The organism is Delftia sp. BGA-UO-ETr-SB1, from assembly GCF_059567865.1.
The window spans coordinates 1,372,175-1,386,989 of sequence record NZ_JCAQOW010000004.1 but is presented as its reverse complement, the minus strand read 5'-3'; the positions used below and the strand labels follow the sequence as shown (position 1 = coordinate 1,386,989).

Here is a 14,815-nt window from a genome sequence, read left to right as displayed (position 1 = left end):
TCGTCAGCGTCTCACTGCTGGCTCACTCGGGCCAGGGAGAGCGGTACTCCAGCATCTGCGCCAGCGGCACGGGCCGCTCGAACAGATAGCCCTGTGCATGCTCGCAGCCCAGCGCGTGCAGCAGCCTGGCCTGGGCCTGCTCCTCCACGCCTTCGGCCACGACCTTGACGCCAAAGCCCTGGGCGATGCGCAGCACGGCGGTCACGATGGACTTGTCGGATTCGGACTCCGGCAACTGGCCGACGAAGCTCTGGTCGATCTTGATGCAGTCAAAGCGCAGGCGGCTGAGATAGGCCAGGGAGGAGTAGCCGGTGCCGAAGTCGTCAATGGCGATCTTCACGCCCAGCGCGCGGATGGCGGCAATGCGCTGCAGCGTGGCGTCGCTGTCGTCCAGCAGCATGGATTCCGTCAGCTCCAGGGTCAGCAGCCGGGCGGGCAGGCCGCTGGTGGCCAGTGCCTGCTCCAGCGTGGAGGCGAAGTCGGACTGGATGAGCTCGCGTGCCGACATGTTGACGTGCAGCTCGAAGTCGGCGGGCAGCCGGGGCAGGTGGGAGGCGATGTCGTGCGCCGCCGTGCGCAGCACCCATTCGCCCACGCTCAGGATGAGGTCCGACTCCTCGGCCACCGGAATGAAGACGCCGGGCGGCACCATGCCGCGCGTCGGGCTGTTCCAGCGTACCAGGGCCTCGGCGCCGACCATGCTGCCTGTGGCCAGGTCCACCACGGGCTGGTAGAACACGCGCAGCTCGTTGCGCTCCACCGCCTGGCGCAGCTCCATGGCCAGCTGCGTGCGGCCCAGCATTTTCTGCGCCAGGCTGGGCTCGAACAGCAGGAAGGGGTGCGAGCCGCGCTGCGCCTCACCCAGCGCAATGCTGGCGTTGCGCAGCCACTCGGGCAGCGCGCCCGGCAGCAGCTCGCCGCTGACGGCGCCCGCGCAGGCGCGCAGCACGATGTCGTCCTTGCCCACGGAAAATGGCTGGTCGAAGATTTCCAGCAGATGGCGGCATTTGTCCTGCATCTGCTGCGGCGTGCAGTCATGCAGCCACAGCATGGCGAACTCGTTGCTGGCCGTGCGCGCCAGCAGGGCAGGAAACTGCAGATGGTGGTTGCGCAGCCGCTCGGCCACGGCCCGCAGCAACTGCTCGCCCGTGCCGTGGCCCACATCGTCGCGGACGCTGCGGAAATTCTGCAGCTCCAGCAGGCACAGCGCTGCAGGGCAGGGCGTGTTGGCGGCTGCCGCCGCATCGGCCTGCTCGATCAGGCCGGCGCGCGTGAGCAGCTGCGTCAGGCTGTCGTACTGCAGCAGGGTGCGCATGTGCTCGAACGATTCCTGCAGCCGCTGCGCCATGTTGTGGAAGGCCGAAACCAGGGACGATGTCTCGACCAGGGACGTATCCGGCAGCGCCCCTACCGCGCTCCAGTCGCCCTTGGCCAGGCGGTTGGCCGCATCGGCCGTCACCGCCAGGGGGCGCAGCGCCCGGCGCAGGCACCACACGCCCAGCCCCAGTCCCAGCAAGGCCAGGCCGAAAGCGAGGACCAGCGCATGGCGGCTGTCCGCCCGCATGCTGCTGACCAGATCGGATTCGGGCTGCAGCACCAGGATCCGCCAGTCGATGCCGCGTGCATCGTGGAATGCGGTGACCTGGCCGTGGTAGATCTGCCCCTGTTCCTTGAAGCTCAGGTTGATGGTGTTCTGGGGGGCCGCTGGCGCCGATGAATCCGCGCTCAGATGGGGAGGCAGCAGGGCGGCCAGGCTGCGCAGCGCAAGATCGGGGCTTTCGGACAGCCGTAGGCGCACGGGTGGGTCATAGGGGCCTTCGCGCCGTTTCAGCACCGACAGCTCGGACGAGTGCGCCACCATGTAGCCCTGTGCGTCGACCACGGCGATATGGCCGTTGCCACGCAAGGGCTCGTCGCGCAGAAAGCGGTTCATGCTGCTCAGCCGCACATCGGCGGCCACCACGCCGGCCAGCTGGCCGGACACCCGCACGGACGTGGATGCGGAAATCGTGGTATCGCCGCGGTCGCCAGTCACCGTGTAGATGGGCGACCAGTGCGGGCCGTCTTTGTGGATGGCAGGCTGGTACCAGGGGCGCACGCGGGGGTCGTAGCCGGCAAGGCTGGACATGGGCGGGCCCGGCTCCAGCCCCTCGAAGATCTGCAGGGCGCCCTGGGTGCTGCGGTCCTGGAGAATCAGGCGGTAGCGGCCATCGGGCTCCAGCCGCACGCCCGTGTATTCACCTTGTACGCCGCCAAAGCTCAACAGGCTGATCTGGTGGTGCTGGGCATACAGCTCGGTGAATGAGCGTGTCAGATAGCCATAGATGGGGCGCAGGTCGCCGGGTGTGTAGAGCGCCTGCCGGGCCACGGTTTCGGCCAGGGCCTGCTGCACGCGCAGCGGGGTCTCCAGGTAATCGGCCAATTGGTGGCGCGTGGTGGTGGACAGGGAGTCGAGCAGCCGCAGGCTTTCGCGGTTGATGAGTTGGTCCACCTGGCGCTGCTGCCATGCCGCCAACAGCCCGGCCGTGACCACGAACACCGCTATGAAGGGGGCTGTGACTGCCGTGCGAAGTGAGAGCCTGAAGGCGGGCATGCAGAGGTTTCCGTAGCGTGCGCCGGGCAGCCAAGGGCCGGATCTGCCTGCGACAGCGGCCATTGTGCAGTGCCTTCGCAGCCCTGCGCCGCCGCCGCCGCAGTCCGCGCCTGGGCGCTCCTGTGGTTGATAGGAAAATTTGTTGATAAATGGTTTTCGGTAGAAAAAATGAATTCTTGATGGCGATTTACCAGAACGCAAAGGCCGGGCCGTGGCCTGCGCAAAGCCGGCCATTGCGCCACTCGGTTTACATATCCGTTTACAAATTGATCACCATTACATGTAGACATCACATGTAATGGTCGCTATGGTATCCGCATGGAACAAAAGACATCAGCCCATTACCAGCGCCTGCACCGGCAACGGCTGCGCGAACAGGGGCTGGTGAAAAAGGAGGTCTGGATTCTTCCAGAGTACGGCGCGGCATTGCAGCAATTGGAAAAGCAAATGCGCGTGCCGGGATTGCAACCGGAATCAATGGTTCTCATCCACAAGGAGGGCGGCATGGACAACAGCAGACAGGCATATCGGGATATTCACGCCTTGGCGGGCGATCTGCAGCAATCGGCACTGGTGCAAGGCGGCCGGCTCCATATCGAGGTGCTGGAAGGCGCAGACGCAAGTTTGCTGGTCAGCCTGCCCGAATTCGGCGATCTGCCGGTGCATGTGGCGCTCTCGGGCGACCAATTGGTGGTGGAGGCCTTCCTGTGGCCCGCCGACCAGGTGCACGACCGCGCCGGTCTCAACGAGCAAATGCTGCGTCTGCAAAAACTGTTTCCCTTCACCACGATGGCGCTGGAACCCCAGGCCCACGGCGGCGAGGGCTATGTGATGTTCGCCGCCCTGCACGCCAGCAGCAGCGAGGGCGACATCATTGCCGAGATCCTGACCCTGGCCGACAGCGTCATCCAGGCCACCGAGGCGCTGGCCCACTACCTGACGCCTGTGCCCGCACCCGCGTCCGCACCCGCATCCGCGCAGGCCTGACGCCCCGCCCGTTGAAGACACTGAGCCCCTAGGAGATCATCATGACCATCTGGAACAAGCTGGTGACAGCGTTGCGCGGCGCCGCCCACGAGGCCGGCGAGGCGGTGACCGACAGCCAGGCCCTGCGCATCCTGGACCAGGAAATCCGCGATGCCGACAGCGACCTGAACAAGTCCAAGGAAGCGCTGGCCGACATCATGGCCAAGCAGAAGCTGGCGGCCGGCAAGCTCAAGCAGACCCAGGAACGCATTGCCGAGTACGAGGGCTATGCCGTCAAGGCGCTGGACACCAGCGACGAGGCGCTGGCGCTGGAAGTGGCCGGCAAGGTCTCCGTGCTGGAGACCCAGCGCGACGAGGAGCAATCCCAGCTGCACGCCTACACGCAAAGCGTGGAGCAGTTGCGCGTGGCCATACAGACGGCGCAAACGCATATCAAGCGCCTCAAGCAGCAGGCCGACACGGTCAAGGCCACGGAAAGCGTGCAGCGCGCCCAGGCCACGGTGGCCGGCCGCTACGCAGGCTCGCAGACGCGCGTGCAAAGCGCGCTGGATTCTCTGGAGCGCATCAAGCAAAAGCAGGCCGAGCGCGGTGCGCGCATGGAAAGCGCGGCCGAGCTGGCGCGCGACAGCAGCGAAGATGCGCTGGATGCCAAGCTGCGCGCTGCCGGCATCACGCCCCAGGCGGGCAATGCGCAATCGGTGCTGGAACGCCTGAAGGCGCAGCGCGCCGCAACTGGCGGAAAAAGCGCTTGATGCGCGGCCGTTGTCCAGGCAGGCACTGCCAGGCCTGCCGCCTCGGCTGCCGGATTTGAGGGGAGGGGAGAAACATGTCTGCGTTCCTGCAATACGCGTTTGGCTTTCCGACTTTCATCTTTGGCGCCTTGCTGCTGTTCATGCTGCTGTACTGGCTGATCGCCATGCTGGGCCTGCTGGAGGTGGACTCGCTGGACCACTGGGTGCTGTTCGACGGCAGCGACCATGCGCACGGCGTGGAGCATTCGGTCAGCGCGCTGGCCGGGCTGCTGCTCAAGGTGGGCCTGGGCGGCATTCCGCTCACGGTCATCCTCACCGCGCTGTTCCTGATGTCCTGGCTGGCCTCGTATGTGCTGTGCCATTTCGTGCCCATGCCCCAGGGCTGGACCCTGGTGAACCTGCTGACCGGCTCCCTGGTGGCTGCGGCAGCCATGGTGCTGGGCTTTGCCGCCACCGTGCTGCTGCTGCGCCCGCTGCGGGGCATCGTCAACAAGGTGGCGCCTGCAGAGGAGCCCAAGGTGCTGCTGGGCCGAACCGGCCTGGTGCGCAGCGCCGTGGTGGACGGCACGCAGGGCTACGGCAGTGTCGAGGACGGCGGCGCGGGCCTGAACGTGCAGATGCGCTCGCCCGAGCGCGCACTGGGCCGGGGCACCGAGATCGTGCTCATCGAGCACCTGCCCGAGCACAACGCCTGGCGCGTGGTCAGCAAGGCCGAGTTCGACGGCACCGAGCTGCCGCGCTAGTTCCGGGATTCCCACAAGGCCCGAGCGTCCGTTCGGCGGGCGCGGCCTTTCCGTTTTTTCAGCGTTTTCACAGATAGCAATTCACAGGGGAGATTCGCATGAACATGAGCAACATGGAGTGGTATATCGTCGCCGGGGTGGTGATCGGTTCCGTCTTCGTCGTCATCCTCGGGCTGTTCGCCCTGGTCAAGGCCTTCTACATCAAGGTTCCGCAGGGCACGGCGCTGATCATCAACGACACCACGTCGCAGCCCAAGGTCAAGTTCACGGGCGGCCTGGTGCTGCCGGTGATCCACAAGAAGGAGTTCATGCAGATCTCGCTGCTGACGCTGGAGATCGACCGGCGCGGCAAGGAAGGCCTGATCTGCCGCGACAACATGCGCGCCGACATCACCGTGGCCTTCTACCTGCGCGTCAATGAAACGGCAGAGGACGTGCTCAAGGTGGCCAAGGCCATCGGCGTGGACCGGGCCTCGGACAAGACGGCCGTCAACGAGCTGTTCAACGCCAAGTTCTCCGAGGCGCTCAAGACCGTGGGCAAGCAGATCGAGTTCGTCAAGCTGTTCGAGAACCGCCAGGATTTCCGCGACCAGATCATCCATGTCATCGGCAACGACCTCAACGGCTATGTGCTGGAGGACGTGGCCATCGACTACCTGGAGCAGACGCCCAAGTCCTCGCTGGACCCCAACAACATTCTGGATGCCGAGGGCATCCGCAAGATCACCGAGCTGACGGCCAACCAGAACATCGTCACCAACGAGCTCGAGCGCAACTCCGACCTGGCCATCACCAAGAAGAACGTGGAGACCAAGGAAGCCATGCTGGCGCTGGAGCGCCAGCAGGCCGATGCCGAGGCGCGCCAAAAGCGCGAGATCGCCACCATCCAGGCGCGCGAGCAGGCCGAAACCCAGAAGGTGCAGGAAGAAGAGCGCCTGAAGGCCGAGCAGGCGCGCATCCAGACCCAGGAGCAGCTCGACATCCGCGAGGAAAACCGCCAGCGCGAAGTGGCCGTGGCCCAGCAAAACCGTGAGCGTGCCGTGGTGATCGAGGTCGAGAAGGTCACGCGCGCCAAGGAGCTGGAGATCGTGGCCCGCCAGCGTGAGGTGGAGCTGCAGCGCATCGAGAAGGAAAAGGCCATCGAGGTCGAGAAGGCCAACATCGCCAACGTGGTGCGCGAGCGCGTGGTGGTGGAAAAGTCCGTGGCCCAGGAAGAGGAACGCATCAAGGAAGTGCGCGTGGTCTCCGAGGCCGAGCGCATGAAGCAGGTCACCGTGCTGACCGCCCAGGCCCAGGCCGAGGAAGACATGGTGCGCCAGGTCAAGAAGGCCGAGGCCGAAGAGGCTTCCTCGCGCCACAAGGCCGTGGAAGTCACGACCATGGCCCAGGCCGAGCTGGAAGCGGCCAGCAAGACCGCCGAAGCCAAGAAGAAGCTGGCCGAGGCCATCGAGGTCGAGCGCGCCGCGCCCGGCCTGGCCGATGCCAAGGTGCGCGAAGTCACCGCCGCCGCCCTGGAAAAGGAAGGCCTGGCCCAGGCCCGCGTGATTGCCGAGAAGCTGATGGCCGAAGCCAAGGGCCATCAGGAAAAGGGCCTGGCCGAGGCGCGCGTCATCGAGGCCACGGCCGATGCCAACGAAAAACAGGGCCTGGCCGATGCCAAGGTGCTGGAAGAGCGCCTGCTGGCCCAGGCGCGCGGCGAGGCCCAGGTGGGCGCCACCAAGGCCACGGTCACGCGCGACGTGGGCATGTCCGAGGCCGATGTGCTGCGCGACAAGCTCTTCGCCGAGGCCAAGGGCCTGACCGAGAAGTTCACCGCGCTGGCCTCGCTGTCCGACCAGGCGCGCTCGCATGAGGAGTTCCGCATGCAGCTGGAGAAGAACTTCGAGCAGGCGCTGGCCGCCATCGAAGCCAACAAGAGCGTGGCCAAGGACCAGTCCGAGGTGCTGTCGGCCGCGCTCAGCAAGGCCAACATCGACATCGTGGGCGGCGAGGGCGCCTTCTTCGACAACTTCGCCAAGGCGCTGTCCGTGGGCAAGGCCGTGGAAGGCGTGGCGGGCAAGAGCCCCATCGTGCAGGACCTGATCAGCAAGTTCCTCAGCGGCAAGGGCGGCGCATCGCTGCTGAATGCGCTGGGTGACGGCAAGGGCCTGCCGCCCACGCAGAGGGTCGACTGAACGGGGCGGCCGCCCGGCCGCTCCCTCCACCGGCTGCCCAGCCTCCCGCATCCGCCTTCCTCCGCCCCCCTGCCTGCCAACCAGTCAGCTGGCCGGGGAGGGCGTGAATGGTCCCTGACACGCGAAAGCCCGTGACGCCCATGTCCCAACCGTCCCCATCGTCTTCACAGTCCCCGTCCCCCGACACCGCAGCCTCTGCCGTGGACCAGGCAGTCGCCAGCGGCGGCTCCTACGAAGTGCTGGCCAAGCGCCTTGACGGCCAGGGGCAGGCGCTGGAGACGCTGGCACGCCAGCTCAACGAGGAGCGGCTGGAGGAATTCGGCCGCAGCCAGATGGAAGTCATCGGGCGCATGCGCGTGCGCACCGAAAACAACTGCCTGGGCCGCGACATCGCCCAGGTCGGCGGCTATCTGCTGTTTGGCTACAACGTCTTCATGGGCCTGAAGCAGTCCACGCGCGTGGAAGACGTGTTCGTGCTGTACCGCCTGCACGAGGGAGAGCAGGGCTACGAGGTCACGCCGGTCGATCTCAAGGACAGCTTTCTGGGCATACAGAGCTTCGTGCAGGACTTCCAGGAGCTGTACGCCTACTACAAGAACACCCGGCTGATGCAGCTGGCCGTGCGCGACGGCAAGCTGCTGGCGAGCTTCCAGATCGGCGAGCGCCTGTCCGATGTGCGCGTATTCCGCTGGTCCGTGCCCGTCGATGGCCAGCCCATCCGCTACATAGACAACCGGGGCGAGCGCGACATCGAGCTGCCCGCACCGCATGACTTCGAGTGGCAGCGCGCCGGGCGCGAGCAGCTGGTGCAGGGACGCCATCCGCACATCAACATCCTGGACAAGGTCTTCGTCGAGACGCTGGGCGGCGACCTGACCATCAAGGTCGAGAACAACACCAACGACGGCCTGGGCATCTACCGCGAGCCCGTGCAGGAGAAGAACCAGTCGCTGGACGACGCCGTGTTCGAGTACGCCGCCGTCGGCAGCCTGATCCTGCTGAAGATCCTGCCCTACCGCGAAGAGCAGTGGCGCTACCTGATCTTCAACACCCTGTCGCGCCAGGTTCTGCGCATGGACGCCATCGGCGCGGCCTGCATCCAGCTGCCGCAGGACCACGGCATCATCTTCCCCGGCGGCTACTACCTGCAAAGCGGCGAGAACCGCTCGTTCGAGCAGAACATGCAGGGCATGCGCTACCGGCGCAGCATCCGCTCGCCCAACGGCGAGGATGTGCTCTACGTGTTCTACGAGCCCGAGAGCGGGCGCATGGCGCTGTTCAAGTACAACCTGATCGAGCGCGCGCTGCAGCCACCCATCATCGGCCACGGCTATGCGCGCATGGACGACGGGCGCGTCGTCATCTTCGCGGCCGAGAGCAACGAGGCCTCGCGCGTGCACCCCATGCAGGTCTGGCGCACGCCCTTCGCCTCGGACGACTATGCGGCACGCCAGCCGCAGCGCGACAGCTTCCTGGGCCGCATCGGCAATGCCGAACTGGTCAGCGGCATCTCCGACCTGTACAGCGTGCGCAAGGAAATCGCGGCCACCGAGGTCTCGCTGCCGCGCTACGAGCGCCTGATCGACGCCGCGCGCCGCCTGTTCGAGCGCTACCACTGGCTGGGCGCGCCGCAGCTCAAGGGCGTGCACGAGACCCTGCTGGGCATTGTCGCCACGGGTGATGCGGTCATCGACGAGTACGAAAAGGTCGAGAGCATCCGCAACGCCTCGGCCAAGGCCATGGGCGAGGTTTCCAGCCGCCACGGCCAGTTGCTCAAGACACTGCGGCTGGCCGACTGGAAAAGCATTGGCGAGTACGTGGACGCGCTCACCCAGCTGGGCCAGTTGCGCGGCCAGCTCATGGCCACGCGCGACCTGCGCTATGTGGACCAGGCCGCCATCGACACCATGGTGCAGGGCGTCAACGAGGCCCAGGCCGAAGTCTCCCAGCGCACGGCCGCCTTCATTGCCACCGACGAGGCCATGCAGCCCTATGCCGACCAGCTGCAGGCACTGGACCAGGCCGCGCAGGCGGCAGCCACGGTGGCGCAGATCAACGAGCCGCTGGCGCGCATGGCCGACATGGCGGCCGCGCTGGACATGCTGTCCGAGCTCATGGGCAGCCTGTCCATCGACGACGCCACGCAGCGCACCCAGGTGGTGGATCGCATCTCGGCCGTCTACGCGCGCCTGAACCAGGTGCGTGCACGCGCCGAGCAGCGCCGGTCGGGCCTGGGCGGCGCCGAGAACGTGGCCCAGTTCGCCGCCCAGCTGGCGCTGTTCTCGCAAAGCATCGTCAGCGCCCTGGGCCTGGCGCAGACGCCCGAGAAATGCGACGAGCAGCTGGCGCGCCTGCTGGTGCAGCTGGAGGAAATCGAAAGCCGCTTCGGCGAGCACGAGCAGTTCCTCGGCGACATCATGGCCAAGCGCGAGGAGGTGCTGGAGAGCTTCGAGGCGCGCCGCCAGTCGCTGCAGGACGAGCGCCAGCGCAAGGCGCAAGGCGTGCTGGACGCGGCCCTGCGCATCGTGCAAAGCCTGCCCAAGCGCACCGAAAAACTCGCCAGCGCCGATGCCCTGCATGCCTTTTTTGCGGGCGATCCGCTGATCGGCAAGCTCAAGGAGCTGGCCCAGCGCCTGCGCGAGCAACTGCATGACCCGGTCAAGGCCGACGACATCGACGGCCGCGTCAAGAACCTGCGCGACCAGGCGTTTCGCGCGCTGCAGGACCGCACCGAGCTGTACGAAGGCGACGGCGCCATCATCCGCCTGGGCCGCCACCGCTTCAGCGTGGGCAACCAGGAGCTGGACCTGACCCTGCTGCCGCGCAACGGCGAACTGTTCCTGCACCTGGTCGGCACCGAGTATTTCGAGCCCATGGACAACCCGGAGCTGGCCGCCCTGCAGGCCTACTGGGATGCCTCCACGCCGGCCGAATCGCCGCAGTTCTACCGGGGCGAATACCTGGCCCTGGAAGTGGTGCTGGCCGCGCGCCAGCGCCGTGACGGTTGGAGCGAGGCCCGGCTGGCCCAGTTGCTGCCCGACGAGGCGGCGCTGACCCAGGCCATCCGCGAGTTCTCCGCGCCGCGCTACCGCGAAGGCTATGAGCGCGGCATCCACGACCATGATGCGGCCCGCATCCTGCAGGTGCTGCTGCCCCTGCGCGATGCCGCCGGCGTGCTGCGCTTTGCGCCCGACGCCCGTGCGCTGGCCCTGCTGTTCTGGAGCGCACAGGCCCAGGTGCAGCAGCCGCAGCTGGCTGCCGCCATGGCGCAGTGGCCGCTGCGCGCCCAGCAGGCCCAGGCCATGCAGCAGATATTCGGCAGCGAGGCCGAACAGCTGAGCCTGCGCACCGACATCTCCGAGCGCCTGCGCGCCTATGCCGAAGAGCGGGGCCTGCTGCGCGACCTGCTGCCAGGACAGGCGGCGCCCGCAGACAGCGATATCGACAGCCTGATCCACGGCGCCGCCGACTACCTGCAGGCCGAGCTGGCGCAAAAGGCCGTGCGCTTTTCCTTCTCCAGCTACAGCCAGTCGGCCATTGCCGCGCTGCAGGCTGCCGTGCAGCAGCAGGCCCAGCCGCTGCAGCGCTGGGAAGAAATGCAGGCCTACTGGCAGGGCGAGGACCGGCGCGACAAGGCCGTGGCGCCGCTGGACCAGCGCTGGCGCAGCGCGCTGCACTGGCTGCAGACCGCCTGCCGCGCGCTGGACGACGGGCAAGGGCAGGCCTGGCTGGCCTATTGTGGCGAGGCCGCCGCCTGGCTGTGCTGTGCCGGCCAGTTGCCCTGCAAGGTCAGCAGCGTGGACCTGCGCCACGAAGTGCCGGGCCTGCTGGGCCAGCATCCGCGCATTGCGGACGGCCGCATGTGGCTGCAGATCGACGACCTGGGCCAGCGCGCCGCGCGCCATTTCCGAACCTTTGTTCCCGAATTCGGCCGCTACCAGGCGCTGCGCCAGCAGCTGCTGCAGGACTGGCGCTCGCGCGTGCGGGTGGAGGAATTCAAGGCCCGGCCGCTGTCGTCGTTCGTGCGCAACCGGCTGATCAACGAGATCTACCTGCCCGTGATCGGCGACAACCTGGCCAAGCAGATCGGCGTGGCCGGCGAGAACAAGCGCACCGACCAGATGGGTCTGCTGATGATGATCTCGCCACCCGGCTACGGCAAGACCACGCTGATGGAGTACGTGGCCAACCGGCTGGGCCTGATCTTCATGAAGATCAACGGCCCGGCGCTGGGCCACTCCGTGCGCTCGCTGGACCCGGCCCAGGCACCGGACGCCACGGCGGCCAAGGAGCTGGAAAAGCTCAACCTGGCGCTGGAGATGGCCAACAACGTGATGCTGTACATCGACGACATACAGCACACGCACCCGGAGTTCCTGCAGAAATTCATCTCGCTGTCGGACGGCACGCGCCGCATCGAGGGCGTGTGGAAGGGCCAGACCCGCACCCACGACATGCGCGGCAAGCGCTTTTGCGTGGTCATGTCGGGCAACCCGTACACCGAGTCGGGCGAGGTCTTCAAGATCCCCGACATGCTGGCCAACCGCGCAGACATCTACAACCTGGGCGATGTGCTGGGCGGAATGCAGGAGGTGTTCAAGCTCAGCTACATCGAAAACAGCATGACCTCGAACGCCGTGCTGGCGCCGATGGCCACGCGCAGCCTGCAGGACCTGTACCTGCTGCTGGACAAGGCGCAGGGCCGGGAGGTCTCGGGCAATGCGCTGTCGCACGACTATTCATCGGCCGAGCTGCGCGAGATCGAGGCCGTGCTGGCCCGCATGGTGCAGGTGCGCGAGCTGGTGTTCAAGGTCAACCAGCAGTACATCCAGAGCGCCGCGCAGGACGACGGCTACCGCACCGAGCCGGCCTTCCGGCTGCAGGGCAGCTACCGCAACATGAACAAGCTGGCCGAGAAGATCACGCCCGTGATGAACGACCAGGAAATGCAGCAGATGCTGGCCGACCACTACCAGGGCGAAGCGCAGATGCTGACCACGGGCGCCGAGGAGAACCTGCTCAAGCTCGCCGAGCTGCGCGGGCAGATGAGCGACGAGGACAGCGCCCGCTGGCAGCAGATACGCCAGCAGTTCCTGCGCCGCCAGGCCGCAGGCGGTGCCAATGCCGACGCCGCCACGCGCGTGACGGCACAGCTGGTCGATCTGGTCGCCGCCACGCGCGAGGTGGCCCAGTCGGTGTCCCAGTCCCAGCAGCAGGCGGTGCAGGAAGACGCCGCCGGCCAGGCCCACGCATCGGCAGCGGCCGCGCAGGCCGCCGCCAGGGACGCTGAATCCCAGACGCTACAGGCGCTTCAGGCTCTGCTGGCGCGGCTGCTGCAAACCCAAAGCGCGGCAGGCGATTCGCTGCACGGCATACGCGAGCTGATGGCACAAAGGGCGGCCAGCGAGCCCGTCAACACCCAGGCCAGCACCCCGTCGGAGGTACAGGCCGCCCAGGACCGTCAGGCCCTGGTCCACATGATGGGCCAACTGCTGACCCGCTCGCTGGCCCAGTCCCTTGAGCCCGTGGTCACGCACCTGGACCAGGCCCGCCGCCAGCAGCTGGGCCTGCACCGCGTGCTGATGCAGGTGGCCACGCGCATGCAGGAGCAGATTGACGCCCAGCGCGCGGGCCGCCCCGTGCCGGCTGCGGGCGCCATACGCTCCGAGGAAATCGACAAGGCATTCGAGCGCATGCAGCGCGGCGACGTGCCGCCTGCGGCCTAGGCCCATCGCTGGGGCAAAGCCGGGGCAGGGCACATCGGCAAAGGCTGGGGCGCCTTGCTGGCGCTGCCTTTGCATGGGCGGGGGGCCTCGCACGTCTGCATGCGCTGATCCGTCATCGGACAACCCGATGTCCCGGACGTTGGACCATCACCTACAACCCGGGGCGCGTCCCGAACCGATGCTTGGAGTGGCGTGTTCGCAGCAGTGTGCACGCCCCACGAACGAGCCAACACGATGGACGCCCCATGGAACACAACACCCAGCTTTCCGTTTCGCGCAGGGACCTGCTGATTGCAGGTGCCTCCACGGCTGCGGCAACGGCCGTGCCTCGATCGGCCGGCGCGCAAGTGCAGCCCCCCTCCATCCCTGAAGGGGTCCAACTGCCCGTCACCCTGCAGGTGAACGGCCAGGAACACCGCCTGGACCTGGACACCCGCACCACGCTGCTCGACGCCCTGCGCGAGCATCTGCACCTGACCGGCACCAAGAAAGGCTGCGACCATGGCCAGTGCGGGGCCTGCACGGTGCTGGTGAATGGCCGGCGGGTGGTGTCCTGCCTGAGCCTGGCCGTGATGAACCAGGGCGCCGCCGTGACCACCATCGAAGGCCTGGGCACGCCGCAATCCCCGCACGCCATGCAGGCCGCCTTCGTGCGGCACGACGGTTTCCAGTGCGGCTACTGCACGCCGGGGCAGATCTGCTCTGCCGTGGGCGTGCTCGATGAAATCAAACGCGGTATGCCCAGCCATGCCAGCGAAGACATCGTGGCCCAGCCCCTGGTGTCGGCCCATGAACTGCGTGAACGCATGAGCGGCAACCTGTGCCGCTGCGGGGCGTATTCCAACATCGTCGATGCCATCACCGAAGTGGCGGGGGAGGGCAGGACATGATTGCCTTCACCTACGAACGCGCCCAGTCCCCCGCGCAGGCTGCCGCCGCCGTGGCGGCCCGGCCGGGCGCCCGCTTCATCGCCGGGGGCACGAATCTGCTGGACCTGATGAAGCTGCAGATAGAAACCCCCGTGCATCTGGTCGATGTGAACGGCACCGGCATGGACACCGTGGAGCCCACGGCGCAAGGCGGGCTGCGGATTGGCGCATTGGTGCGCAACAGCGACCTGGCCGCCCATGCGCGCGTGCGCCGCGACTACGGCGTGCTGACGCGCGCCCTGGTGGCCGGCGCCTCGGGCCAGTTGCGCAATATGGCGACCACAGGCGGCAATCTGCTGCAGCGCACCCGCTGCCCGTATTTCTACGACACCAATATGCCGTGCAACAAGCGCGTGCCGGGCAGCGGCTGTTCGGCCATTGCCGGCGTGAGCCGCCAGCATGCGGTGATCGGCGGCAGCGAGGCCTGCATTGCCACCCACCCCAGCGACATGGCCGTGGCGCTGCGCGCGCTGGACGCCACGGTGGAAACCATCCAGGCCGACGGCAAGGCCCGCGTCATCCCCATTGCCGACTTCCACCGGCTGCCCGGCAACACGCCGCACGTAGAGACGGCGTTGCAGGCCGGCGAACTGATCACCTCCGTCACCCTGCCGCCGCCGCCGGGCGGCACGCACATCTATCACAAGGTGCGTGACCGCGCTTCCTATGCGTTTGCGCTGGTGTCGGTGGCCGCCATCGTGCAGCGCGACGGCAGCGGGCGCGTGGCCCTGGGCGGCGTGGCGCACAAGCCCTGGCGGCTGGAGGCTGCCGAAGCACAGATGCCACAGGGAGCCAAGGCCGTCACCGACCGCCTGCTGGCAGGCGCCCGGCCCACGCAAGACAACGCCTTCAAACTCCCGCTGGCGGAGCGCACGCTTGCCGCCGTGCTGCATCAGGCAAGGAGCTGACGC

General features: G+C 67.2%; 8 protein-coding genes. 7 read left to right on the top strand and 1 reads right to left on the bottom strand.

The window, feature by feature from the left end; translation table 11 throughout:
- Window positions 1-22: 22 nt before the first annotated feature.
- Window positions 23-2,656, bottom strand: a complete 2,634-nt coding sequence (locus AC57B5_RS06850; RefSeq protein ID WP_065346983.1) for a bifunctional diguanylate cyclase/phosphodiesterase — start codon at window positions 2,654-2,656, stop codon at window positions 23-25.
- Between the two features lie 441 nt (window positions 2,657-3,097).
- Here AC57B5_RS06850 and AC57B5_RS06845 point away from each other — a divergent pair, with 441 nt between their 5' ends.
- The 7 genes from AC57B5_RS06845 (at window position 3,098) to AC57B5_RS06815 (ending at window position 14,812) form a co-directional block, all read left to right on the top strand.
- On the top strand, window positions 3,098-3,580 hold the full coding sequence (locus tag AC57B5_RS06845; RefSeq protein WP_254662087.1) for a YjfI family protein: 483 nt from the start codon (window positions 3,098-3,100) through the stop codon (window positions 3,578-3,580).
- 41 nt (window positions 3,581-3,621) lie between these two features.
- Complete coding sequence (locus AC57B5_RS06840; RefSeq protein ID WP_065346985.1) at window positions 3,622-4,332, top strand: PspA/IM30 family protein; 711 nt, start codon at window positions 3,622-3,624, stop codon at window positions 4,330-4,332.
- A gap of 74 nt (window positions 4,333-4,406) precedes the next feature.
- Complete coding sequence (locus tag AC57B5_RS06835) at window positions 4,407-5,075, top strand: hypothetical protein (protein WP_013802385.1); 669 nt, start codon at window positions 4,407-4,409, stop codon at window positions 5,073-5,075.
- Between the two features lie 98 nt (window positions 5,076-5,173).
- A complete protein-coding gene (locus AC57B5_RS06830) occupies window positions 5,174-7,249 on the top strand; it encodes a hypothetical protein (RefSeq protein ID WP_012205645.1) in 2,076 nt (691 codons plus the stop codon).
- Window positions 7,250-7,449: 200 nt separating this feature from the next.
- Entirely contained in the window at window positions 7,450-12,975 is a 5,526-nt protein-coding gene (locus tag AC57B5_RS06825) for a DNA repair ATPase (RefSeq protein ID WP_496399099.1), read from the top strand.
- A gap of 245 nt (window positions 12,976-13,220) precedes the next feature.
- On the top strand, window positions 13,221-13,865 hold the full coding sequence (gene paoA / locus AC57B5_RS06820) for an aldehyde dehydrogenase iron-sulfur subunit PaoA (protein WP_016453395.1): 645 nt from the start codon (window positions 13,221-13,223) through the stop codon (window positions 13,863-13,865).
- Window positions 13,862-14,812, top strand: coding sequence for an FAD binding domain-containing protein (locus AC57B5_RS06815; protein WP_486641902.1), 951 nt, complete (start codon window positions 13,862-13,864; stop codon window positions 14,810-14,812). Before paoA ends, AC57B5_RS06815 begins: the two co-directional genes overlap by 4 nt.
- Window positions 14,813-14,815 lie beyond the last annotated feature (3 nt).

Excerpts from the sequence above, each read along its gene's own strand:
- AC57B5_RS06850 (WP_065346983.1), bottom strand. The coding sequence starts at position 2,656 with ATGGCCGCTGTCGCAGGCAGATCCGGCCCTTGGCTGCCCGGCGCACGC.
- AC57B5_RS06845 (WP_254662087.1), top strand. The coding sequence starts at position 3,098 with ATGGACAACAGCAGACAGGCATATCGGGATATTCACGCCTTGGCGGGC.
- AC57B5_RS06840 (WP_065346985.1), top strand. The coding sequence starts at position 3,622 with ATGACCATCTGGAACAAGCTGGTGACAGCGTTGCGCGGCGCCGCCCAC.
- AC57B5_RS06835 (WP_013802385.1), top strand. The coding sequence starts at position 4,407 with ATGTCTGCGTTCCTGCAATACGCGTTTGGCTTTCCGACTTTCATCTTT.
- AC57B5_RS06830 (WP_012205645.1), top strand. The coding sequence starts at position 5,174 with ATGAACATGAGCAACATGGAGTGGTATATCGTCGCCGGGGTGGTGATC.
- paoA (WP_016453395.1), top strand. The coding sequence starts at position 13,221 with ATGGAACACAACACCCAGCTTTCCGTTTCGCGCAGGGACCTGCTGATT.
- AC57B5_RS06815 (WP_486641902.1), top strand. The coding sequence starts at position 13,862 with ATGATTGCCTTCACCTACGAACGCGCCCAGTCCCCCGCGCAGGCTGCC.